Raw genomic sequence first — 21,764 nt, 5'->3', positions numbered from 1 at the left:
CCTACGAAGCGGCAACGAGCGAGAACACCCCGAACGCCGGCGCCGCCGATATCCATTCACGCTCGATCCGCCATCCACCCGCCTCGGCCAGCCGCGCAAACGACGCCGGCGTAAACTTGTGCGAATTCTCCGTGTGGATCGACTCGCCAGCGGCGAAGGCGAACGACTGACCGGCGACCGTCACGCGCTGCGCCTCCCGGCTCACCAGGTGCATCTCGATGCGCTCGAGTTGCGCATTCCATACCGCGCGGTGGTCGAACGCCTGCGGATCGAAATCGCCACCGAGCTCGCGGTCCACGCGAACGAGCACGTTGCGGTTGAACGCGGCGGTCACGCCAGCGGCATCGTCATAGGCGGCGAGCAGTACCTCGACGTCCTTGACCTGGTCCGCACCCACGATGAAACGCGCCCCCGGCCCGAGCCGTTCCCTCACCGAACGCAGCAAGGCGATGGCCTCCACGGGCGTGAAATTGCCTATCGTGGAACCGGGGAAAAATGCCACGACGGGACGTCCCGCCAAAGCCTTCGGAACCTCGATCGCATGGGTGAAATCGCCGACCACCGGGTGCACCGCGAGCGACGGATAGGCCTCTCGCAAGCGTGTCACCGCACCATCGAGCGCCGCGGCGCTGATGTCCACCGGAACATAGGCGGAAATCCAGGGTGCAGCGTCGAGCAGCATCCGCGTCTTGTCGCTCGCCCCACTGCCCAGTTCGAGCAGCACGGCGCCTTGCGGAATGCCTGCGGCGAGCGCGGGAGCGATCTCACGAAGCAAGGCCGTCTCCGTGCGCGTCGGGTAATACTCGGGCGTGACGCATATCGCCTCGAACAGGTCGGACCCCGCACCGTCGTAGAAGTACTTCGGCGAGAAGGTCTTCGGTGACGAGGACAGACCGGCCAGCGTGTCGCGCAGAAAGGTCAGACGGTCGCCGTCCGGCGTGAACGCGGGATCGCGCGCGAGGCGCACGCCGCTGAACATCCAGCGCTGCCCGGGCCGATAGAAGTTACGGTACGAGATCCGCGCGTGCCCGGCGGGCGTGACGCTCGCGCCGCCGCGCAAGACCATCTGGCCGATCATGAACTTCCCGTTGTACTCACCGACCGCATCGTCCGCCGCGCGAAATCCCGGGTACGGCGAGTACGAACTGGCCGTCCACTGCCAGACGACATCGTCGACCTGCTCCAGGTCGTCGCGTGTACGCATGGCGTGCTCCCACTCCGCTTCCGTGGGAAGACGGGCTCCGGCCCAGCGCGCGAAAGCCTCCGCTTCGTAGTAACTGACGTGGGTCACCGGCGCGTCGGGATCGACCGGACGCCAGCCACCGGGGGTCATGTGCGACCAGGCTTCGCCATCGTGCTGCCAGTAAAGCGGCGATTCCCACCCTTCCTCCTGGCGCTGTGCCCACCCGTCGGAAAGCCACAGATCGGCGCGGCGATACCCGCCGAGCGCCATGAAGGCCAGCCACTGGCCGTTGGTGACCAGGCGGTCGGCGATCTCGAACGGCTCCAGCCAGACCGTGTGCCGGGGGCCTTCGTTGTCGAACGCGAAGGGTTCGTCGACGGCACCGATGCGCACCGGCCCACCGCCCACCGGACGAAAGCGACCTGTCGGACCGGGTGCCGGTGCGGACCATGCCGGATCGAAGGCGGGCTTCAGCGGCGACTGAGCGAACAGGTGCTGCACATCCATCACCAGCAGTTCCTGGTGCTGTTCCTCATGGGCGAAGCCGAGCCGCACCAGCGCTTCCAGTTCGGGGCCTACCGCGCCGCCAGCGAGGAAGGCGCGCATATGCGTGTCCACGTGATGGCGATAGGCGATCACGCGATCGATAGGGGGCCGGGTCAGCAAGCCGCGCAACGGTCGCGGATGACGCGGGCCGATGGCTTCGTAGTAAGAATTGAAGAAATACCCGAATTCGGCATCGAACACTTCGTAGCCGGGCACGTTCGGGCCGAGCAGGAAAGTCTCGAAGAACCATGTGGTGTGCGCCAGGTGCCATTTGGCGGGGCTGGCATCGGGCATCGACTGGACGACCATGTCCTCCGGGCCGAGCGCCGCGACGAGCGCCTCGGTACGCGCCCGCACGGCGTCGTAACGCTCACGGAGCGGAAGGCCGGGCTGACATCGGACGGTGGTGACGCCCGTGCTGGCGCGGCGGGAGGCGGCGCCGGGCGCCCAGGAGGTGTCGACGAAAGCTTGCATGGATGGGCTCCGTGGCGGGGCGGTCAGCCGGACGTGTGCTCGATGCGCACGCGGTCCGGGTAGAAGGCGAGGTGGCCGCGGATCGACGAGACCGCCTCGTGCGGCTCTTCGTAGGTCCAGATCGCGTTGATCGCCCTTTCCTCGTTGCCCGGAAGGCTGTAATACGAGGCTTCACCCTTATAAGGGCAATAGGTATGGTGTTCGGTCCGGCGCAGCGAGGCCATGTCGGCATCGGCACGGGGGATGTAGAACACGGCTGGATAGCGGCCCTCCTTGAGCACGAGCGCATCGCGGGTGTCGGCGACGACCCGGTCGCCGTCATGCACCACCACCCTGCCACCCGCTTGCTCGACCGTGATGGGATGGTCGGGGCCGGGGATCTTCACGGGGTGTGAGGACATGGCATGCTCCTTCGGTGACAAAGTCAGGCCGACATCCTGCGACCCTTACGCAGGGAATCCAAGACGACGACCCGGAACAGGTGACATTACCAACAGGCAAAGATTGCCGTCTTGGACCGGAAAACCGCCGCCCCGGTCCGTCAGTACCTTCACATCTTGGTCCGTGCCAGGCTTAACATCCGTTCATGGATCTCAACTTCCCGCCGTCCCCGCCGATATGACCATTGCGTTGCAGGTTGGGGGAGGCACGCCATGAAAGCTGTCATCGTCGCAGTGGCCATCGTCCTGGTCCACGTGATCGCACTGGCGAACATGCCCTCCGGGGGCATGGCTGTTTCCTATGTGAGCTTCTTCACCGTTGCGGCCATGGCCATGGCCAGCGTGCTGCTGGCCTGGCGCCGCTCCGGGCCGCCGCGCGACCGGCGCTGGTGGCTGCTGTTGGCCAGCCTCGCCCTGTGGACGGTCGGCATGTCCCTGTCCGCCCGGCAGAACTACGTGCTGGAAAACTCCAATCCGGCGCCCGGCGACAGCATGTTCTTCTACATCCTGTATGTGCTGCCCGTGCTGGTGGCGGTCTCGTCCGCCCCCGTGCCGGCGCGCAGGACATGGGCTGCCGCGATCGACCTGGTCCTGGCGGCGCTGCTCGGCGTGCTGTTCTATGTGCGCACGTTTTCCATCGTGTCGGTCCAGGGCGCGATGGCGACGCAACAGGCGGTGGACATCGCCTATATGCTCGACTTCGAAAACGCATGCCTCGCCCTGGCCGCATCGTTGCGCTACCTGGCGACGGATCGCGCGGACGATCATTTCTTCTTCCGTGGCGTGACCGCTTTCTTCGTCACCTACGCGTTTTCCGGCTATTTCTACAACCACTACGTGGCGTTGGGCGGGCACCCTGAGTTCGGCACCTCGCCGTGGGACGCGCTGCTCGACCTCCCCTTCCTCGCCCTCTTCGTCACGGCGGTGATGCGGCAACCAAGGCGGCACTGGCATCCGCCGATCTACCTGGTGCGTTTCGTGCAGAGTGCGAGCCCGACCTTCCTGGCCATGAGCGTGCTCGGTTTCGGACTCATGGTCATCCCGGGCTATCCCACCCTGGGCATCGTGGGTGCCATCGCCGCCGTGATCGGCATCGGCCTGCGCGGCACACTGGCCCAGGTCGGCCTGGTGGAGGAGGAATACCGGCTATCGCGCAGCCGCGACGAGCTGCAAGGGCTGGTCTTTGTCGACAGCCTCACCGGCCTGGCCAACCGACGCGCGCTCGACGAGCGCCTCCTGCGCGAATGGCACCGCCCCGGTCAGCAGGAGCCGATCTCCCTGTTGATGATCGATGTCGACTTCTTCAAGGAATACAACGACCGCTACGGCCACTTGGCGGGCGACGACTGCCTGCGTTCCCTGGTCAGCGGCCTGATCGGCCGCGGCGTGCGCGCGGGCGATTTCATCGCCCGGTTCGGTGGCGAGGAGTTCGCCGTGATCGCTCCCGCCACGCGGCTGCCGGAAGCGATGGCCCTGGCCGAGGACTTGCGCGCGCAGGTCGAGGCGTTGGCCATCATCCATCCATCGAGTCCCTACGGCGTCGTCACCATCAGCATCGGCGTGGCCCACGTGCAGGTGAGTGCCCACGGCGGGCCGCTCGACCTGCTCAATGCAGCGGACCGTGCGCTCTACCGGGCCAAGCAGATGGGCCGGAACCGGGTGAGCGCGGGCGAGGAAGCGCGCACGGACCCGACCCGGCTGAACGAATCGCGTCACATCGGTTAACCCCGATCCGCTTCTCCCTGCGTTTCATCGTCATGTCACCCACGAGGCCATGCACGATGAACACGCTCCGTGTCACGTTTTCCCTCCTGTTCGCCGGTGCGGTCGCCGCCATCGGCGTAGCCGCTTCGGGCGATGCCTTCGCCGCGCCGCGCGACACGCCCATGCCAGCGGCCGACGAGACCGGCTGCCAGCCGGGCCAAGGCATGCCGGTTCGGCGGAGGCTCTCCCGCCCGATGGACGCACCGGCCGCGGCACCCGCACCGCCAGCCATGACGAAGACCATGCCGCAGGCGCTGGTCGAATCCGTGGCGCAAGCCGGTTACGCCACCGCGATCGCACCGGCCTACCTGCCCGTCGACCGCGAGAACTACGCGCATCGCACGCCGAATCCCGTGCACCTCGCCGCCAGCGACCCGGTGTCGACCTTCAGCGTCGACGTCGACACGGGCTCGTATACGAACGTGCGCCACATGCTCGACGAAGGCCGCCTGCCGCCCGTCGACGCCGTCCGTACCGAGGAATTCATCAACTACTTCGACTACGGCTACACGGTGCCGGCGAGCCGCGCGAAGCCCTTCGGCGTCACGACGGAGTTCGCGCCCGCGCCGTGGAACCACGAACGCCAGCTGCTACTCATCGGCATCCAGGGATACAGCGTGCCCACCAGCGAGATTCCTCCGGCCAACCTCGTCTTCCTCGTGGACGTTTCCGGTTCCATGGACGAGCCGGACAAGCTGCCCCTGCTCAAGGCCTCGCTGAAGCAGATCGTGCCGAAGCTGCGCGCGGCCGACCGCATCTCGCTGGTGACCTACGCCGGCTCGACCTGCGTCGCCTTGCCCTCCACGCCGGGCGACGAACACGCGAAGATCGCCGCGGCCATCGACGCACTCGGCGCGGGCGGGTCCACCAACGGCGCCGCCGGCATCGACCTCGCCTATGCCCAGGCGGCGAAGGGCTTCATCAAGGGCGGCGTGAACCGCGTCATCCTCGCCACCGACGGCGACTTCAATGTCGGCACGGTTGGCGTGCAGGCCCTGAAGGATCGCATCGCGGAAAAGCGCAAGAGCGGTATCGCGTTGACCACGCTCGGCTTCGGCGAGGGCAACTATAACGACGAGATGGCCGTGGAGCTGGCCGACGCCGGTAACGGCAGCCACCACTACATCGACAACCTCGGCGAAGGGCGCCGTGTACTGGTGGACGAGATGTCGGCGACGCTGATGACGATCGCCAGGGACGTGAAGATCCAGGTGGAATTCAACCCCGGGGTCGTCGCCGAGTATCGCCTGATCGGCTACGAGAAGCGTGTCCTCGCGCGGGAAGACTTCAATAACGATGCCGTCGATGCGGGCGAGATCGGCGCGGGTGCCCGTGTCACCGCGTTGTACGAGATCACGTTGAAGGGCTCCAGGGCCGCGCGTGTCGAACCGCTGCGCTACGCCGCCGCGAAGGACACGCCGACGTCCGGCGAACTCGGTTTCCTCCGCCTGCGCTACAAGGCGCCCGACGGCGGCGCGAGCCAGCTGATCGAGCAGCCCTTGTCCGCGGGCGTCGCGGAACAGGCGAGCGACCGGCTGCGATTCGCCGCGGCCGTGGCGGCGTTCGCGGAGAACCTGCGCGGAGGCAAGTACGTGGACGGCTTCGGCTACGACAAGGTCGCGGAGTTGGCGCGTGGCGCGCTGGGCAAGGACGAAGGCGGATACCGGGCGGAGATGTCGAGGCTCGCGCGGATGGCCGGCGGGATGTCGACCGAGCCGGTCGCGGATTCCCCGCGGCGATAAGGTAACCTCCCCGCCCATGGATGCTCCCCTTACCGACGATGGCGGGCTGATGCTCGCCTGGGCGGGCGGGAACGCGGCCGCCTTCGGGGAGCTTTACGCGAAGCACAAGGGCCCGTTGTACCGGTTCCTGTTGAAGACGGTGAAGGACAAGGCGGTCGCCGATGAGTTGTTCCAGGAAACCTGGAGCCGCGTGATCGTGGCGCGCCAACGCTATCGCGCCGAGGCGAAGTTCAGCACCTGGCTGCTTCAGATCGCGCATAACCTGGCCGTGGACAGCTTCCGTCGGCAGCGTCCACGGGCCGGCGCCGAAGAGGCCGAGGCGGTCTTCGCCGCGCAGGCGGCTCCGGAACGCGAGCAACCCGATCACGCCCTTTCGGCTTTCGAACTGCGCCGGCGCATGCAACGCGCGATCGAAAGCCTTCCCGACGAACAACGGACAGCCTTCGTGTTACGCATGGAGAACGAACTATCCCTGGAGGACATCGCCGCCGTGACCGGCGTGGGAAAGGAAACCGCGAAATCGCGGCTCCGCTACGCCATGGCACGGATACGAGAACTCGTTGCCGAATGACATGAACCCGAACACGCCACCTCCCAGCGACGACGACCTGCCCGACGAGCGCGACCTGGCGGCGCTGTACGCGCGCCTGCCAAAGGCCGAGCCCGACCCCGCGCTGGACGCGGTGGTACTCGCGCAGGCCGATCGTGCGGTACCGGCCCGCAGCCGCCGGGCACACTGGCCAATCGCGCTGGGGTCGGCGGCGGTACTGGTGCTGGCCGTCGGCCTGGCGTGGCAGCTGCGCGACAGCCGCCCCGACGTGACGGCGACGCTTCCCGCTGCCACGGCACGACGCGTCGAATCCACCGGGTCAGCGTCCGCGCCCATGCAAGCGAGCGCTCCCGCCGTTCTGCAAGAGTCGACACGCGCGGCAGCCCCGCCGAGGATGGCGCGTCGTTCGGCACCGGCACGGTCACTGGCACCGGCTGCACCCGCGCCGTCCGTAGAGGCACCGGCACCGGCTGCGGAAGCAGAATCAGCCCCTGCTCAGGCACCGGGACAGGCGTTCGCACCGGCACCCAAGTCGTCAACCGTGTCCAGGACGGCCCCACAGGCCTTCGGCGTCGCTTCCGACCGTGCGATGAAGACGGAACTCGGGCCGGACGACCGCGTCGGCGAGATCCGACAGTTGCTCGGTCGCGGGGAGCGCGAGGAAGCCTTGCGGCGCCTGCGCGAACTGCGCGAGCGCTATCCTCACTACGACCTCCCCCAAGACCTGCGCGACCTGACCCCTTGAGTGCACCGCTGGAAACCCTCGCCTCGCCCTGGCGGCACGAGGAAGAGATCAAGAAGAGCCGCTTCCTGGCGCAGGCCATGCCCGTCGAATCGCCGGCCGACGCCTTGGCGTGGTTCGAATCGGTGGGCGATCCAGATGCCACGCACAACTGCTGGGCGTATCGCATCGACGATGCCTACCGGTTCAACGACGACGGCGAGCCCGGCGGCACCGCCGGGCGCCCCATCCTGCAGGCCATCGACGGCCAGGGCTGCGACCGCGTGGCCGTGCTGGTCACACGCTGGTACGGCGGGATCAAACTCGGCGCGGGCGGGCTCGCGCGCGCCTACGGCGGGACGGCCGCCGAGTGCATGCGCCTCGCGCCACGACTGCCGATCGTTGCCACCGGATGCCTGCGGCTGCGCTGCGAATTCGGTGAACTGGCCCTGGTCTCGGCGCGGTTGCGCGAGATGGAGGCCTCCATCGAGCAGGAGACCTTCGTCGCCGATGGCGCGGAACTGAGTGTACGGGCGCCGGTCGACCGGCTGGACGCCATCGCCGCGCGGATCGTCGACCTGACCCGGGGCAAGGTGCATCCCCGCCGCGTCGATCCATGTTGAATACTGCACCGGATGGCCCCATCCGTTGGCGAATGAATCCGGAAGCGAAGCGAGCATGAGCGACGAACGCAGGGAGAAGTCACGCAAGATCGGGGCACTGCGCAACCTCTGGCCGTTCCTGAAGCCGCACAAGGGCCTCGCCATCGGCTGGCTCGTGTTCCTGGGCATATCGTCCGGCGCCTCGCTGCTCCTGCCCGTGGCGGTGCGGCACATCATCGACCATGGCTTCCTCGCCTCGAGCATCGCCACGATCAACGGTACCTTCCTCGGACTGTTCGGCGTGGCCGTGGTCCTGGCCATCGCCACGGCCGCCCGGTACTACTGCATCGCCCTGCTCGGCGAGCGTTCGCTCGCCTCCTTGCGCACCACGCTTTACCAGCACGTGATCGGGCTGGACGTGGGCTTCTATGAAAGCACCCGCGTCGGCGAGCTCACGTCCCGCCTGGGCACGGATACCGAAGTGGTGCAGACCCTGGTCGGCTCCGGCATCTCGGTGGCGCTGCGCAGCGTGGTGATGCTGATCGGCGCCGCGGCGGCCATGGCCTGGACCAGCCCGCGCCTCGCCGGCCTCACCGCGCTGGTCATCCCGGCGGTGATGCTGCCCATCCTCGTCTTCGGCCGCCGCGTGCAGAAGCTCTCGCGGCACAGCCAGGATCGCATCGCCGATGCCGCCGCCGTCGCCAACGAAACCCTGAACGCCGCGCAAGCGGTCAAGGCCTACGCGCGCGAACCGATCGAAAGCCGACGCTACGCCAGCGCCATCGACCTCGCCCTGGCGACGGCGCGCCGCCGGATCGGCATGCGTTCGCTGCTGACCGCCGTCGTGATCGTGCTGATCTTCGGCGCGATCACCCTGGTGCTGTGGGCCGGCGCGCGCGACGTCATCGCAGGCGATCTCGCGCCGGGCGTACTGAGCCAGTTCGTGCTTTATGCGATCTTCGCCGCCGGCTCGGTGGCCGGCCTGTCCGAAGTGTGGGGCGACGTGCTGCGTGCCGCCGGCGCCATGGAACGCATCGGCGAACTCTTCGCCGAACGGCCCGGTATCTTCACGCCCGAGGCACCGGAACCCCTGCCCCGGCCGGTCACCGGATCGCTACGCTTCGAGCATGTCGAATTCCGCTACCCGTCGCGTCCCGACGTGGCCGCCCTCTCCGACTTCGATCTGGAGATCGCTCCGGGAGAAACCGTGGCACTCGTCGGGCCGTCGGGCGCCGGCAAAAGTACGGTCTTCAGCTTGCTGCTCCGCTTCCACGATCCGCGCTCCGGCTCCATTCGCTTCGACGGCATCGACCTGCGCGCACTCGCGCTGCCCGAACTACGCGGAGCGATCGCGCTGGTACCGCAAGAGACCGTGATCTTCGGCGGCACCGCCGCGGACAACATCCGCTTCGGCCGTGCCGACGCCTCCGACGACGAGGTGCGCGAAGCCGCGCGCCTCGCCGAAGCGGACGGCTTCATCGCCGCCCTGCCCGACGGTTACGAAGCGGCGCTGGGCGAACGTGGCGTGCGCCTGTCCGGCGGACAGAAGCAACGCATCGCCATCGCCCGGGCGATCCTGCGCGACGCCCCCTTGCTGCTGCTGGACGAAGCGACCTCGGCGCTCGACGCGCAATCGGAGGCGGCCATCCAGCACGCACTGGAACGCCTCGAGAAGGGCCGTACCACGCTGGTGATCGCGCATCGTCTCGCCACCGTGCAACGCGCCGACCGCATCGTCGTGATGGACGGTGGCCGGATCGTGGCGCAGGGCACGCACGAGAGCCTGCTCGCCGAGGGCGGCCTCTACGCCGAACTGGCACGCTTGCAGTTCGTGGCCTGATCCGTAGCGTTTCCGCGCTGTCGACGATCCGCCGCCTGGTGGCGGGCTGAGGCATCAAGCCAGGGCGGCGACCAGCGCGCGCACGGTATCGACATCCGTGCGGATCTCGCCCGCGCCCATGCCGAGCGCTTCGCCCGATGCCCGGCGCATCGCCGACGGAAGGTGCTTTTTCGCCGATGCATGGAATTCGCGTGCGCGCGTCGCCTCGCGAAGGTCAAGCACGTTGCCCGGCTCGATGCCGGCTCCTGGCATCACCACGATGCGTCCTCCCGCCTGGGCCACGAGCCGCGCGATGGACGAGGCGCCGGCCACCGCGCTCCGCATGCCGCCGGAGGTGAGTACACGCTCGAAGCCAAGATCGATCACCGTTTCCAGCGCGGAGGACTGATCCTCGACCAGGTCGAACGCCCGATGGAAGGTCAGCCCCATGCCTTCGGCCGCGCGTACGAACAGGGCGCAGACGTCCACATCCACCTCGCCTTCGGCGGTGAGCGCGCCGACCACCACGCCGTCGCAACCGAGTGCCCGGCAATGCGCGATGTCGTCGAGCATCGCTTCGACCTCGGCGTTCTCGTAGACGAAGTCGCCCGCCCGCGGACGAATCAAGACATAGAGCGGAACATTCAGGCCCTCGCGTGCCAGCGCGATGGTGCCGTGCGAAGGCGTGACTCCACCTTCTTCCAGACAGGCACACAGTTCGACGCGTCCCGCACCGCCTTCCTGCGCGGCGAACGCCGATGCCACCGAATTGGCCGCGACCTCGAGCAGCGCCATGGTCAATAGCTGCTCTTGCCGGGAATCAACGCATCCTGCTTCGCCGCATCGCAGACCGCGTAGGAAAAACCTTTCTGGATCGCCCAGGCACCGACGTTGCCCTTCTTGTCCATCGCGAGAAAGCCGACCTGGAGATCCTTCGCGTTCGGCTTCTTGCGCAGGATGCGCTCCACCGCCTCGCGGCACGCGTCTTCGGGAGAGCGGCCCTGGCGCATCAGTTCCACGACGAGGAAGCTGCCGACGTTGCGGATCACCTCTTCGCCCACGCCCGTGGAGGTCGCGCCGCCGACGTCGTTGTCGACATAAAGGCCAGCACCGATGATCGGGCTGTCGCCCACGCGACCGTGCAGCTTCCAGGCCATGCCACTGGTGGTGCACGCACCGGACAGGTTGCCCTTGGCGTCGATCGCGAGCATGCCTATCGTGTCGTGGTTGCTTGCATCGCCTGGCGTTCCGCCGGGGCCGGCGTTGTAGCTCCTGACCTCGCTATTGGCCACCGGCTTGTACTTCGCCGTCTTCAGCCATTCGTGCCAGGCCTTTTCCGACTCGGGGGTGAGCAGTTCCTCGCGCGGGAAGCCCTGTTCGATCGCGAACTGCAACGCGCCGTCACCCACCAGCAGTACATGGGGCGTGCGCTCCATGACCCGCCGCGCGACGGAGATCGGATGGGCGATATGCTCGATCGCCGCCACCGCGCCGCAGTTGCCGTTCTCGTCCATGATGCTGGCGTCGAGCGTGACCTTGCCGTCGCGATCCGGATACCCGGCGCGGCCGACGCTATGGTTGCGCAGGTCGGCCTCCGGTACGCGGGCGCCCTGCTCCACCGCATCCAGCGCGCGCCCGCCGGCGGCGAGCACCTTCCACGCGGCCTGGTTGGCGGCCACACCGAAGTCCCAGGTGGAACACACGCGCGGAACCATCCCCGCGGCGGTCGTGGCGGGAGCTGCCTTAGCGATGCCCTTGGCGGCCAGTGCCACGCCGGAGGCGATGGTCGCCCCCTGGAGGAATCGTCTGCGATCCATGGGTTGCCTCATTCGACGACGCGCCGACCGCGCCATCGTCGATGGTCGCATGGGCGTCGCCACCCTCGCCACCACGAGGGACGCGCCCGTGCCGTGCGTCCATCTCCGCCTGGTGGAACTCCTGCGCGGCCAGCACCCGCGACCGCGCGGAGCGTGACAACGACGCCGCGAGGATCGCCATCATCGCGAGCACCGCCAGCACCACGAGCAGGATCGTGCCACGCTCAGCGGACCGGCGCACAACCACCCCGGTCCGTCGTCCGGCTGTAACGGTGCCCATCCACCGTCCATAACACCACCTCGAGCGCCCTCGCCCTGTTTTCATGGATCGGGGCGAATGGCACCTGGCGGAGCGTGCCGCCGTCGTCCCTTAGCGAGGCGATGAACTCGGCGCCGGCGATGCCATCGAGGTAGGTCTGGCAATCCCGCCCTTCGCATCGCCATAGTCCCCCATCGACGAACCACTCGGCATGGTCGAGCACCAGTGCCGGCGTGCCGCCATGCGCCGTCTGCGTCGTGCAGCCGCGTGCCTCGACGCACCCCTTCCACCGGGTCGATACGCACAGGTCCCGGGCGATCGCTGCATGCGCCAGCCATGCCGCGTCGTCCATCCTCGTCGCCGCACGCTGACGGAGGATGGCAAGCCCCATGATCGACAAGCCGGTCATGGCTACCGCGGCGACGATCGCGGCCACCGCCAGCCCGACGAGCAGTTCGACCAGCGTCATGCCACGAGCCGTCATGGATCGAATGGCCATGACAGGACCTCGCGCGTGGCCCAGGCGATCCGGATGGCGCACGCCGCCGGCGGCTTGCAGATCACGGAGCCCCTGGCGGCTGGTCCCATTCGTCGGATAAGCGCGGCATGAAACACTTGCAGGTCGCCATCGGAAACGGTGCCGCCGCCGGCGCGGATGCGTGCCTCCAGGCTGACCGCGATCGTGGTCGCCGCGACGAGCCGCGACGCCCTCGCATCGACGGCCATCGACTGCGCGACCCACGTCGCGGTCGACGCACTGCCGATCGCGAACACCGCCAGCGCGACGAGCGATTCGATGAGGGACGAGCCGGAGACCTGTCGCATCCCCACAGGGTCCGATGCCAGGCGTGCACACGCTGCCGGAAAACGGCAAAGGCGATCGTCGGAAACCATGCCGCCTAACGTGGGCATATGTGGCGAGGCGTATCTGGCGGGATATCTGGTGAAAGACCTGGTGTGGAGACCTGGTGGGAGCCGACCCTGTCGGCGATCCCGCGGCAGCGGGCCAGACTGAGGCAAGCACCCATCGCCGACAGGGTCGGCTCCCACCACTACAAGAAATCCCACCACCACAAAAAAAACCCCGCGCATTCGCGCGGGGTTTTCATGGCATCGATGTCGTGGCGTTCACGCCGCGATTTCGACACCGGACGCCTGGGCACCCTTCGGCCCATTGGTCACTTCGAACTTCACACGCTGGCCTTCCTGAAGGCTACGGAACCCCTTGGAGTTGATCGCAGAAAAGTGGACGAACACGTCCTCCCCACCGTCCTCGGGCGCGATGAAACCGAAACCCTTGGCATCGTTGAACCACTTGACCGTACCGAAACGCATTGCGGAAACCTCTGGACATGGACTGGAAGCACCCGGATGGCGAGGCGTTCCCCATGGATCCCCTTGGCCTGCCCCCGCGGCGCGCACAAAGTATCATCATGTTTTAGACCAAAGCGCAACTGGGGCACTTTCCTGTCAGGCATCCGCCAGCAGGCGCCCGAGGATCGGCGGCACATTCGCCGTCGCCGCCGCGAGGTGGGCGAAGATCTCCTCGATGCTTATTTCCGCTTCGTCGCCGGCGCCCGCCGCGTAGTTGGCCACCAGGGCAAGGCAGGCGAACTCCAGGTCGAGTTCGCGTGCGAGCGCCGCTTCCGGCATGCCGGTCATGCCGACCAGGTCGCAGCCGTCGCGTTTCATTCGCGCGATCTCCGCCCGGGTTTCCAGTCGCGGCCCCTGGGTGACGCCATGCACGCCACCGTCGAGGATCGCCAGCCCTTCCGCACGCGCGGCGGCCAGGATCGCCTGGCGCAGGCTCTCCGTGTACGGCTCGCTGAAGTCGATGTGACGCACTTCCGCCCCTTCGACATCGTTGAAGCTGGTGTAGCGGCCGTGGGTGTAGTCGATGATCTGGTCCGGCACCACGAGGGTGCGCGGGCCCATGTCGTCGCGGATGCCACCCACCGCGTTCACGGCCACGACACGGCGCGCGCCGAGCGAATGCAACGCCCACAGGTTCGCCCGGTAGTTCACCCGGTGCGGCGGTAACGTATGGCTCTCGCCGTGCCGGGCGAGGAAGGCGAGACGCTTGCCACGGAAGTCGCCCGTCACGACATCGCCGGAGGCCGGGCCGAAGGGTGTCTCGACTCGTTGACGCCCGGCATTCTCCAGGCCCTCGAAGGCGTACAGGCCACTACCGCCAATGACGGCGAGATCGATACTCATCGGCATCAGTCCTTCAGCGCATGGATGGCCGGCAGGTTGCGCGCCTGCTCGTGGTAATCCATGCCATAACCGAACACGTAGCGATCGGGAAGGTCCACGCCATTGAAGTCGGCCTCGATGCCATGCGCACGGCGGTCATGCCGTTTCGTGCAGAGCACCGCCAGCCATACGCGCGAGGCCCCCATGTCGAGGCATGCGTCACGCACCGCCTTCAGCGTGTGGCCTTCGTCGAGGATGTCGTCCACCAGCAACACGGTACGGCCATTCAACGGCACCTCGGGGCGACGCAGCCAGTGCAGGTCGCCGCCACTGGTCTCGCCGCGGTAACGGGTGGCGTGGACGTAATCGAACTCGAGGTCGGTCTTGACCGATAACGCCAGCTGGCCGGCGAAGATCAGCGCGCCATGCATCACGGTAAGGAAGACGGGACGCTCGCCGGCGAGAGCGACGTCGATCTCCTTGCCCATGCGGGCAATTTCGATATCGAGCTGTTCTCGGGTGAACAGGATGTCCGAACGCGCGAGCGCGTCGTCGAGCGAAGCGGCAGTCATGGTAGGTCAGGGCTCCAGGGCGGTCACGCGCGCGATGAACCGGTCGCGTTGGGGATTGTCGACAAGGCCTTCCCAGGTCGAACCGATCGCGCCACGCAAGGGGGCAATGCGCTCGGCCGGCGACGGGCGGCGGCCTTCGACCGCCGTGATCGCCTCGGGAACGACGTCGGGAAAGCAGGCGAGCACGAGGTCGCAGCCCGCATCGAGGTTCGCGGCCACGCGCGCGGCGATGCCGCCGACGCCGCCGGCCGCGGCCATGCTGATGTCGTCGCCGAACACGCAGCCGCGAAAGCCGAGTTCACCGCGCAGGATTTCCTCGATCCAGATACGCGAATAGCCGGCAGGGCGGTCGTCCACGGCGGGGTACCTGACGTGCGCGGCCATGACGGCTTCCGCGCGCGCTTCCATGCCGGCCACGAAGGGCAACAGGTCGTCGCGCAGGATCTCGTCCTTGCCGCGGGAATCGACGGCGACGGATTCGTGGGTGTCTTCCTTGACCGACCCGTGGCCGGGAAAATGTTTCAGCACGGCGGCCATGCCACCCAGGTGCATGCCACGCACGTAGGCCTGCACGAGCTCCGCGGCGATGACCGGATCGGCGTGGAAGGCGCGGTTGCCGATAGCCGCGCTGCCACGTTCGAGATCGGCCACGGGCGCGAAGCTGAAGTCGACGCCGATGGCGCGCATTTCGCTGGCCATGATCCACGCGTGTTCCTCGGCGCGATTCACCGCTTCGACGGGATCGCTCTCGTACAACTTGCCGATCGCCGCGAGCGGCGGCAACCGCGTGAACCCGTCGCGAAAGCGCTGCACGCGTCCTCCTTCCTGGTCGATGCAGACGAGGAAGTCGTCACCGGCGACGTCGCGGATGGAGTCGATCAAGGCCGTGACCTGTTCGCGCGAACGGAAGTTGCGCGAGAAAAGGATCGTCCCGACCACCCCTGGCGCGGTGAGCCGGCCGTGTTCGTACGCGGCCAGTTCGGTACCGGCAAGGCCGATGATCAGCATGCGGTGTCCTCCTTCCCTTCCCGCTCGGCGACCGACCAGCTCGCATAGGGCCGACCGATCAGGTTGACGTTGTAGTATCGGGTCTGCTCGCTCACTTCGGCACCCAGCCAGTCCGGCCGCGGATACGCCGCGTCGACCGAAGGCAGCTCCACTTCCGCGACGACCAGCCCGGCGTTGTCGCCCAGGAATTCGTCGATCTCGAAGTGTGCACCGTCGAACATGACATGGTGGCGAACCTTCTCCAGCACGCCATCGGATAGCTCGTGGAGCAGATGTTCCGCATCGGCGAGCGGAATGGCGTATTCGAACTCATGGCGTTCGACACCGAGCGTCGCCGACTTGATGTTGAGCCACGCCACATCGCCCGAGACGCGCACGCGCACCGAGCATTTCGCATGGCCGCCGGCCAGGGCGGCGGCGCTGACGAGGTAACCCTGCGCCATCCGCTCGCTGCGCTGCACGAGCGACCGCCAACCGTCGCCGGCGAGGAGGAACTTGCGTTCGATTTCGACGCCCATGGATTCCGGTCCGTCAGCCGCGCTCGAACAGCGCGATGGATTCGACATGCGCGGTGTGCGGGAACATGTCCATGACACCGGCCGACACGAGCTTGAAGCCGTGCTTCTGCACGAGGATACCCGCGTCGCGCGCCAGCGAGCCGGGATGGCACGAGACGTAGACCACGCGCGAGGTGCCCTTGCGGGGAAGGTATTCCAGCACCTTGTCGGCACCGGCACGCGGCGGGTCGAGCAGGATCTTGTCCCACGGCTGCGTGGCCCACGGCGCGGCACGCTGGTCTTCGAAAAGATTGGCGACGCGGAACGAGGCATTGCCCAGGCCGTTGCGGGCGGCGTTGGCCGCCGCGCGCTCGACCAGGCCATGCTCGCCTTCCACGCCGACCACTTCCGCGGCGTGCCGGGCGATCGGCAAGGTGAAATTGCCGAGGCCGCAGAACAGGTCGAGCACCCGGTCCGCAGGCCGCAGGTCGAGCAGTTCCAGCGTGCGCGCGAGCATGCGCTGGTTCATGCCGGCATTCACCTGGACGAAGTCCAGCGGCAGGAATTCCAGTTCGACATTGTCGGCCGGCACGGCGAAGGCCAGGCGCGGCGATTCGGGCCAGATTGGATGCACGCTGCTCTGGCTGCCCGGCTGCAGGTAGATGGCCAGGCCATGTTCCTGGCCGAACGCGACCAGGGCCGCCCGGTCCCGCTCCGACAGCGGCGCCAGATGGCGAAATACCAAGGCGACGGTGTCGTCACCCGCGGCGAACTCCACCTGCGGGATATCGCGGGCCGCGTCAAGGCCGCCGATGAGTGCGGCGAGCAATCCCACCTTCGGTCCGAGCGCCGGATGGATCACTTCGCAGACGTCGATGTCGGCCACGAAACGCGGGTTGGACTCCTCACGGAAGCCCACCAGCACGCGCTCCTTCTTGGCGACATAGCGAACCGAAAAACGCCCCTTGCGCCGGTAGGCCCAGGGCTGGTCGGTGAGCGGTGGCAACCACGAAGCCGGACTGACCTTGCCGATCCGTTCGAAGTTTTCCGCCAGCACGCGTTGCTTCGCGGCGATCTGCGCGGATGGCTCCATGTGCTGGAGCGAGCAGCCGCTGCACTGGCCGAAGTGCCGGCACCTGGGTACCACGCGCTCGGGCGATGCCTCGATCACCTGGACGATCTCGGCATCGTCGTAGTTGCGGTGGCGCTTGCGGTACTTCAGCAGCACGCGCTCGCCCGGCAACGCGCCGGAAACGAAGGTGGCCTTGTTGTCGATGCGGGCGACGCCCCGGCCGTCGTGGCTGAGGTCGATGATGGTGGCTTCGAATTCGGTCATGCGCTCAAAACGTAAAGCCCGGACCGCCGACGGCCCGGGCTGGCTGGGAGGACGCGCCGCGAGGCGGCGTGCGATCCTGGCGGAATGCCTACTTGCGCTTCCAGGCGCCGGAGGCATCGCGATAATACCAGCCCGACGGTGCGCGCTGGACCCAACCCTCGGCGAAGGTCTTGCGGATCTGCGGCTCCCATTCGGGGTGACCGTTCGCCACCGCGATGGCGCGATAGAGCGCGTCGCGGTCGTTGTTTTCCTGTTTGACGAGACCGTCCGCCTGCGAGCGCTGGTCCAGGGGCAAGGCACCCGCGTCACGCACGGCCACCAGGCCATCGGCGGTGAAGCCCACGGCACCGCTGTCGAACAAGGCCTTCAGCTGGCCGCCGAAACGAGCCTTCATGCGTGCCCGGATCGCGTCGGTCTCGGGCGTGCGGACCTGGATGTCCGGCGCTTCGGCCGCCTGCGCGGCGGGAATGACCAGGTCGAGCAGCGACGCCGACGGCTGCTTGCCCGGCACCGGGCTTGCCGGCGCGTCCTTCGCGGGCGAAGGCTTGCCGACCCCGCTTTCGTCGAGGACATTGCCGATGAACTGGTCCGCTGCTTTCTGTGCCGCCGCCTCGGGGAAGTAGACGTTGATGGTGACGCAGCCGACGAGGGCGACTGCCGTGGCCGCGATGAGGCCAATCAGGGATTTACGCATGATTTCTACTCCCGGGGTTATCGCACGACGGGTCCGTCGCCTTCCGTGGCGGCTTGCAGGCGGCGGACGAGGGTATGCCAGTCGACTTCCCGCTGGTGTCCCACCACCGTCAGCCGGGGCAAACCGCTGCCTTCGACGATAGTGTAGCCATCCTTTGCCGGACCCAGGCCCCCCATGCTGCAGACGTCGCCTTTCAGTGTGCACGACAGGCCGATGCGCTTGTAGCCGAAGGTCTTGAACAACTTCAGCACCGTGCCCTGGAGTCCACCGGCGATGCCACCCCCGCCCACGGAAGTGAGGTTGTTGACCGCTTTCTGGCTGATCCTGCCCCCTTCATCGGCGACAAGGCTGGCCTTGAACGATGCCGGGCTCCAGGCAACCAGGCGAAGGTCGTCGATCACCCCGTGCAGGCGGCCGGTGATGTTTCCGAAGTCGAACACCGAGGTCAGCAGGCCGAGGTCGAGGCGGCGCAGCGCGATATCGCCGGTCAGCACGGGCGCATCGCCGAACGGATGCGACAGGGTCATGCCGGTGATATCGACGAAGCCGTCGAAGACATTGAGGGACAGGCCGCCAGCGAGTTCCACCCGGTCGTCGACATAGCGCAGCGAGGGCACGGCGCCGCCGAGTGTCCCCTGGAATGGTGGCCAGCCCAGCGCGCGACAGAAGGCGGCCATGTCGATCTGGGTAAGCGCCAGCGATGTTTGCAGGCGCTCGCCGCTGGCGGCCGCCGGACGCAGGGAGAGCCCGAGGACGCGCAACTGGCCGTCGAGGACGGGAATCGCGAACGGCTTGTCCAGCTTCAGCGTGCCGCCGGTGCTCCGCCAGGATGCCTCCGCCGCGCCATTCGGGATGCGGTAGACCCGCAAGGCGCGCCAGCCGAGCTTCGTCGCCGGCCGCTCTTCGGTGGCGCTCCAGTCGATGGCTCCACGCAAGCCATCGATACCGAGGCGTGCGTCGGACAACGCTAGATCCAGACCGCCGGTCTGCATGGCGAAGGCCGTGAACGCACCGCCTTCCATCGTCATGTGACCGGTCACTTCACCGCTCGCATGCAAGCCATCGAGGCCGGCATCGCGAAGCAAGCCCTTGCCATAGCGGTTGTAGGCGGCAGGAAAGCGGGCATTGAACCGGTCGAACCGCAACCGCGACAAATCGCCCTTGGCGGTGAAGCCGAGTTCGCCTTCGAGCTGCAAGGCGTCGGGATCGGTCAGGCGCAGGCGGGGAATCGTGAGTTCGCCTTTATGGGTACGGATACCCAGCGCCAGCTGCACGGCATGCGCTGGCAGGTCGGCATACAAAGGGCCAAGCAACAGGTCGCCCCCGCGCAAGGTGGCATCGAGGTCGATCGACTGGCCGTCGGCGTGACTGTCGACGCCCAGACGGCCGCCGCCGGACAGCGACTGCCCGGCCAGCTTCCCTCCCGGACCGTCGAAGCCGACACCGTCCAGCGCGAACTGGCCTGCCGCCTGGACGCCGTCTTCCAGGATGTCGAGCGCGAGGTCGGCATCGACCCGCCCCGCCGTCGCGCGGCCCGACCACACGGTAGAGAGCAGGCCCTGCAACCATCCCGCCGGGAGACCCTTCAGCGTGATCTGCGCATGGGTGGGCTGGTCCATCGGCAAGGCCACCTGGGCCGAGGCCTTGTCCTGGCGCAGCGACACCTCGAGCGTATTGGCGGCGGCGTCGGCAACGACCCGCACGGTGGCGTTGCCCAGGGCACCACCCGGCGCCCCCTTCAGCCGGATCGATCCATCGAACACCCAACGGCCGAGTTCGTCGCGATCGAGCACACCCTCAAGGCCCAGGCCGAGCTTGCGCCAGCCCATCGCAGGCATGTCCGCGCGATCGGCGGTCAATTTGACATCCAGGCCTTTGCCACTCGCCGACGAGTCGATGTCCGCCTGCATGCCGGACATCTCCAGTCCTGGCACCTGGAGCGTGTCGGCTCCCACCGACAGGCCCGCCTGCGCAGCGCTCGCCCACCCCAGGGCGAACGAGACGACGAGCAAGATGATGAACGGGCGGGTTGATACGGGGAGCATGGTCGGCCATTCTGCCAAATCCAGATGAACGACACGGAACGTTGCATGTCGCATGATGTCCCCCCTCGTCACGCCACCCCCGGTGCGCGCCGCCTCCTGGTCGCCGACGACGATCCCTCCACGCGGCAGTTCCTCGCCGGCGCGCTCGGCGGGCACGGCTACAGGGTGACCCTCGCATGTGACGGCGCGGAGGCACTGTCGTTCGGCCGCGCAGAACGTTTCGATGCCCTCATTCTCGATTGCCGCATGCCCCACGCGGGCGCCATCGACGTGCTGGCCACGCTGCGCGGCGATACCGGTTCGGCCTCGAAGGAAGCGACCGCGCTGGCGACCAGTGCGGAGGTGCCCTCCAGTCTGCGTGCGGAATTACTCAACGCGGGATTCGCGGGAATCATCGAGAAACCCTGCCGCATCGCCTCGGTGGTCGATGCGCTGGCGGCCACGCTGGGCGTCGATGGGCAGCTTCGGGTGCTGGACGACCAGGCGGGCCTCACCGCCGCGGGCGATACGGCGACCATGCAGGCACTGCGCAGGCTGCTTCGCGCCGAACTCGTGGAACTGGCGGCGGAACTGGACACCGTGGCGGCCGATCCGACCGCTCTCGTCGAGCGCATGCACCGGCTGCGCTCCGCGTGCGGGTTCTGTGGCGCCGCGCGGCTGGGGACGCAGGCGAAGGTGCTGCAGGTACACGTGCGGGAAACACGCGCGGTGGTGCCGGGTGCAATGGCGCGATTCCGGGCGGAACTCGATGCGACGCTGGCCGCCTTGCCCGACTGAGGGCAACCCGGTCAGCGAAGCACCCGCCATGCGCGCAGCTCGCCCCCGCCGAGATGGAACCCGATCACCTGGCGCATCATGCGCCGTAGCGACGCCAGTCCGGCGGTGTCCGGCGCCTGGTCGGCGGCCAGCGCCAGCAAGTCGGCACCACGAATCGCCTGGGGATCGCCGGCACGCCCCGGCATGGCACCGGATTCGGGGTCATAGAAATACGTCGCCTTGGGTTCGAGCGGCTCGCCCTGGACCGCGTCCACATCCAGCTGCAGCGCATAACCCAATGAGTCGAGCATGTCGCGCTCGAAGCGCCTGAGGGTCCAGGCCAACGGCTCGCCCGCTGCCATCCGCCTCAACGTGCGTTCGTAGAAAGCGAACAGTGCCGCATTCGGATCCTGTCGCCCCGTGAGTCGGACCACCAGCTCATTGAGGTACAGGCCGGCGAGCCCGGCATCACCGGTCAGCCTCATCACCGCGCCGGAAGGTTCCGCGCCGCGAAGCGTGGCCAGCTCACCCTTCAGGAGCATGTCCAGTTGGATACGCTGGAACGGCTCGAGCTGGGCGCGCTGCAGGCGCGCCCGCTCCTTGCGTACTCCCCGCGCGACGACGCCGATGCGGCCGTAGTCGGGGGTCAGGCATTCGACCAGCAACGAGGTTTCCCGGTAGGGCCGGGCGTGGAGGACGAAGGCGGGTTGTTGCTCGATGCGCATCGCGACCGGCGGCCGGCC

General features: G+C 67.6%; 23 protein-coding genes. 7 read left to right on the top strand and 16 right to left on the bottom strand.

Going from position 1 to position 21,764, the window contains the following annotated elements:
- Position 1: 1 nt before the first annotated feature.
- Both egtB and J2T07_RS00220 read right to left on the bottom strand, forming a co-directional pair.
- Positions 2-2,203 carry an ergothioneine biosynthesis protein EgtB gene (egtB, locus tag J2T07_RS00225; protein ID WP_306846379.1) on the bottom strand — a complete coding sequence of 734 codons (2,202 nt, stop codon included), beginning with the start codon at positions 2,201-2,203 and terminating at the stop codon, positions 2-4.
- Between the two features lie 23 nt (positions 2,204-2,226).
- Complete coding sequence (locus J2T07_RS00220) at positions 2,227-2,604, bottom strand: DUF427 domain-containing protein (protein ID WP_306846377.1); 378 nt, start codon at positions 2,602-2,604, stop codon at positions 2,227-2,229.
- 252 nt (positions 2,605-2,856) lie between these two features.
- Between J2T07_RS00220 and J2T07_RS00215 the strand changes: the two genes are divergently transcribed.
- From J2T07_RS00215 to J2T07_RS00190, 6 genes are read left to right on the top strand one after another with little or no spacing between them, the layout of a single operon-like run.
- Complete coding sequence (locus J2T07_RS00215) at positions 2,857-4,368, top strand: GGDEF domain-containing protein (RefSeq protein ID WP_306846375.1); 1,512 nt, start codon at positions 2,857-2,859, stop codon at positions 4,366-4,368.
- A gap of 56 nt (positions 4,369-4,424) precedes the next feature.
- Entirely contained in the window at positions 4,425-6,149 is a 1,725-nt protein-coding gene (locus tag J2T07_RS00210) for a vWA domain-containing protein (RefSeq protein ID WP_306846374.1), read from the top strand.
- 16 nt (positions 6,150-6,165) lie between these two features.
- On the top strand, positions 6,166-6,720 hold the full coding sequence (locus J2T07_RS00205; protein ID WP_306846372.1) for an RNA polymerase sigma factor: 555 nt from the start codon (positions 6,166-6,168) through the stop codon (positions 6,718-6,720).
- 1 nt (position 6,721) lies between these two features.
- Positions 6,722-7,444, top strand: coding sequence for a hypothetical protein (locus tag J2T07_RS00200; RefSeq protein ID WP_306846370.1), 723 nt, complete (start codon positions 6,722-6,724; stop codon positions 7,442-7,444).
- Positions 7,441-8,043 carry an IMPACT family protein gene (locus J2T07_RS00195; RefSeq protein WP_306846368.1) on the top strand — a complete coding sequence of 201 codons (603 nt, stop codon included), beginning with the start codon at positions 7,441-7,443 and terminating at the stop codon, positions 8,041-8,043. Before J2T07_RS00200 ends, J2T07_RS00195 begins: the two co-directional genes overlap by 4 nt.
- Positions 8,044-8,098: 55 nt before the next feature.
- Entirely contained in the window at positions 8,099-9,862 is a 1,764-nt protein-coding gene (locus J2T07_RS00190) for an ABC transporter transmembrane domain-containing protein (protein WP_306846367.1), read from the top strand.
- A gap of 54 nt (positions 9,863-9,916) precedes the next feature.
- Here J2T07_RS00190 and J2T07_RS00185 read toward each other — a convergent pair whose 3' ends face one another.
- The 13 genes from J2T07_RS00185 to J2T07_RS00125 form a co-directional block, all read right to left on the bottom strand.
- Complete coding sequence (locus J2T07_RS00185; protein ID WP_306846365.1) at positions 9,917-10,636, bottom strand: copper homeostasis protein CutC; 720 nt, start codon at positions 10,634-10,636, stop codon at positions 9,917-9,919.
- Between the two features lie 2 nt (positions 10,637-10,638).
- Positions 10,639-11,658: a N(4)-(beta-N-acetylglucosaminyl)-L-asparaginase gene (locus tag J2T07_RS00180; RefSeq protein ID WP_306846363.1), complete on the bottom strand. Its 1,020-nt coding sequence runs from the start codon at positions 11,656-11,658 to the stop codon at positions 10,639-10,641.
- Positions 11,585-11,899 carry a type II secretion system protein gene (locus J2T07_RS00175; RefSeq protein WP_306846361.1) on the bottom strand — a complete coding sequence of 105 codons (315 nt, stop codon included), beginning with the start codon at positions 11,897-11,899 and terminating at the stop codon, positions 11,585-11,587. The genes J2T07_RS00180 and J2T07_RS00175 overlap by 74 nt, the downstream gene beginning before the upstream one ends.
- Entirely contained in the window at positions 11,883-12,416 is a 534-nt protein-coding gene (locus J2T07_RS00170; protein ID WP_306846359.1) for a prepilin-type N-terminal cleavage/methylation domain-containing protein, read from the bottom strand. The genes J2T07_RS00175 and J2T07_RS00170 overlap by 17 nt, the downstream gene beginning before the upstream one ends.
- On the bottom strand, positions 12,398-12,742 hold the full coding sequence (locus tag J2T07_RS00165; RefSeq protein WP_306846357.1) for a type IV pilus modification PilV family protein: 345 nt from the start codon (positions 12,740-12,742) through the stop codon (positions 12,398-12,400). The genes J2T07_RS00170 and J2T07_RS00165 overlap by 19 nt, the downstream gene beginning before the upstream one ends.
- A 303-nt stretch (positions 12,743-13,045) precedes the next feature.
- Entirely contained in the window at positions 13,046-13,252 is a 207-nt protein-coding gene (locus tag J2T07_RS00160; protein ID WP_306846354.1) for a cold-shock protein, read from the bottom strand.
- A gap of 135 nt (positions 13,253-13,387) precedes the next feature.
- A complete protein-coding gene (locus tag J2T07_RS00155; protein WP_306846352.1) occupies positions 13,388-14,134 on the bottom strand; it encodes an S-methyl-5'-thioinosine phosphorylase in 747 nt (248 codons plus the stop codon).
- Between the two features lie 5 nt (positions 14,135-14,139).
- On the bottom strand, positions 14,140-14,685 hold the full coding sequence (locus tag J2T07_RS00150) for a hypoxanthine-guanine phosphoribosyltransferase (protein ID WP_306846350.1): 546 nt from the start codon (positions 14,683-14,685) through the stop codon (positions 14,140-14,142).
- Between the two features lie 6 nt (positions 14,686-14,691).
- Positions 14,692-15,693: a beta-N-acetylhexosaminidase gene (nagZ, locus tag J2T07_RS00145; protein ID WP_306846348.1), complete on the bottom strand. Its 1,002-nt coding sequence runs from the start codon at positions 15,691-15,693 to the stop codon at positions 14,692-14,694.
- Positions 15,687-16,211 (bottom strand): CYTH domain-containing protein, encoded by a 525-nt coding sequence (locus J2T07_RS00140; RefSeq protein ID WP_306846345.1) that lies wholly within the window; start codon positions 16,209-16,211, stop codon positions 15,687-15,689. Before J2T07_RS00140 ends, nagZ begins: the two co-directional genes overlap by 7 nt.
- 13 nt (positions 16,212-16,224) lie before the next feature.
- On the bottom strand, positions 16,225-17,526 hold the full coding sequence (rlmD, locus tag J2T07_RS00135; RefSeq protein WP_306846342.1) for a 23S rRNA (uracil(1939)-C(5))-methyltransferase RlmD: 1,302 nt from the start codon (positions 17,524-17,526) through the stop codon (positions 16,225-16,227).
- Positions 17,527-17,614: 88 nt separating this feature from the next.
- A complete protein-coding gene (locus J2T07_RS00130; protein ID WP_306846340.1) occupies positions 17,615-18,220 on the bottom strand; it encodes a YdbL family protein in 606 nt (201 codons plus the stop codon).
- A 17-nt stretch (positions 18,221-18,237) separates the two neighbouring features.
- A complete protein-coding gene (locus J2T07_RS00125) occupies positions 18,238-20,265 on the bottom strand; it encodes a hypothetical protein (protein ID WP_306846338.1) in 2,028 nt (675 codons plus the stop codon).
- A gap of 45 nt (positions 20,266-20,310) precedes the next feature.
- Here J2T07_RS00125 and J2T07_RS00120 point away from each other — a divergent pair, with 45 nt between their 5' ends.
- A complete protein-coding gene (locus J2T07_RS00120; RefSeq protein ID WP_306846336.1) occupies positions 20,311-21,042 on the top strand; it encodes a response regulator in 732 nt (243 codons plus the stop codon).
- A gap of 11 nt (positions 21,043-21,053) precedes the next feature.
- Here J2T07_RS00120 and recO read toward each other — a convergent pair whose 3' ends face one another.
- On the bottom strand, positions 21,054-21,746 hold the full coding sequence (recO, locus tag J2T07_RS00115; RefSeq protein WP_306846335.1) for a DNA repair protein RecO: 693 nt from the start codon (positions 21,744-21,746) through the stop codon (positions 21,054-21,056).
- Between the last annotated feature and the right edge of the window lie 18 nt (positions 21,747-21,764).

The sequence above is a fragment of the Luteibacter jiangsuensis genome, assembly GCF_030812295.1.
Classification (GTDB): Bacteria; Pseudomonadota; Gammaproteobacteria; order Xanthomonadales; family Rhodanobacteraceae; genus Luteibacter; species Luteibacter jiangsuensis_A.
The sequence above is the reverse complement of the archived record's forward strand: the minus strand, read 5'-3'. Positions and strand labels throughout refer to the sequence as shown.

Excerpts from the sequence above, each read along its gene's own strand:
- J2T07_RS00165 (WP_306846357.1), bottom strand. The coding sequence starts at position 12,742 with ATGCGACAGGTCTCCGGCTCGTCCCTCATCGAATCGCTCGTCGCGCTG.
- J2T07_RS00155 (WP_306846352.1), bottom strand. The coding sequence starts at position 14,134 with ATGAGTATCGATCTCGCCGTCATTGGCGGTAGTGGCCTGTACGCCTTC.
- nagZ (WP_306846348.1), bottom strand. The coding sequence starts at position 15,693 with ATGCTGATCATCGGCCTTGCCGGTACCGAACTGGCCGCGTACGAACAC.
- recO (WP_306846335.1), bottom strand. The coding sequence starts at position 21,746 with ATGCGCATCGAGCAACAACCCGCCTTCGTCCTCCACGCCCGGCCCTAC.
- J2T07_RS00205 (WP_306846372.1), top strand. The coding sequence starts at position 6,166 with ATGGATGCTCCCCTTACCGACGATGGCGGGCTGATGCTCGCCTGGGCG.
- J2T07_RS00180 (WP_306846363.1), bottom strand. The coding sequence starts at position 11,658 with ATGGATCGCAGACGATTCCTCCAGGGGGCGACCATCGCCTCCGGCGTG.
- egtB (WP_306846379.1), bottom strand. The coding sequence starts at position 2,203 with ATGCAAGCTTTCGTCGACACCTCCTGGGCGCCCGGCGCCGCCTCCCGC.
- J2T07_RS00160 (WP_306846354.1), bottom strand. The coding sequence starts at position 13,252 with ATGCGTTTCGGTACGGTCAAGTGGTTCAACGATGCCAAGGGTTTCGGT.
- J2T07_RS00210 (WP_306846374.1), top strand. The coding sequence starts at position 4,425 with ATGAACACGCTCCGTGTCACGTTTTCCCTCCTGTTCGCCGGTGCGGTC.
- J2T07_RS00125 (WP_306846338.1), bottom strand. The coding sequence starts at position 20,265 with ATGCTCCCCGTATCAACCCGCCCGTTCATCATCTTGCTCGTCGTCTCG.
- J2T07_RS00130 (WP_306846340.1), bottom strand. The coding sequence starts at position 18,220 with ATGCGTAAATCCCTGATTGGCCTCATCGCGGCCACGGCAGTCGCCCTC.
- J2T07_RS00200 (WP_306846370.1), top strand. The coding sequence starts at position 6,722 with ATGAACCCGAACACGCCACCTCCCAGCGACGACGACCTGCCCGACGAG.
- J2T07_RS00170 (WP_306846359.1), bottom strand. The coding sequence starts at position 12,416 with ATGGCCATTCGATCCATGACGGCTCGTGGCATGACGCTGGTCGAACTG.
- J2T07_RS00150 (WP_306846350.1), bottom strand. The coding sequence starts at position 14,685 with ATGACTGCCGCTTCGCTCGACGACGCGCTCGCGCGTTCGGACATCCTG.
- rlmD (WP_306846342.1), bottom strand. The coding sequence starts at position 17,526 with ATGACCGAATTCGAAGCCACCATCATCGACCTCAGCCACGACGGCCGG.
- J2T07_RS00215 (WP_306846375.1), top strand. The coding sequence starts at position 2,857 with ATGAAAGCTGTCATCGTCGCAGTGGCCATCGTCCTGGTCCACGTGATC.
- J2T07_RS00185 (WP_306846365.1), bottom strand. The coding sequence starts at position 10,636 with ATGGCGCTGCTCGAGGTCGCGGCCAATTCGGTGGCATCGGCGTTCGCC.
- J2T07_RS00190 (WP_306846367.1), top strand. The coding sequence starts at position 8,099 with ATGAGCGACGAACGCAGGGAGAAGTCACGCAAGATCGGGGCACTGCGC.
- J2T07_RS00120 (WP_306846336.1), top strand. The coding sequence starts at position 20,311 with ATGTCGCATGATGTCCCCCCTCGTCACGCCACCCCCGGTGCGCGCCGC.
- J2T07_RS00220 (WP_306846377.1), bottom strand. The coding sequence starts at position 2,604 with ATGTCCTCACACCCCGTGAAGATCCCCGGCCCCGACCATCCCATCACG.
- J2T07_RS00140 (WP_306846345.1), bottom strand. The coding sequence starts at position 16,211 with ATGGGCGTCGAAATCGAACGCAAGTTCCTCCTCGCCGGCGACGGTTGG.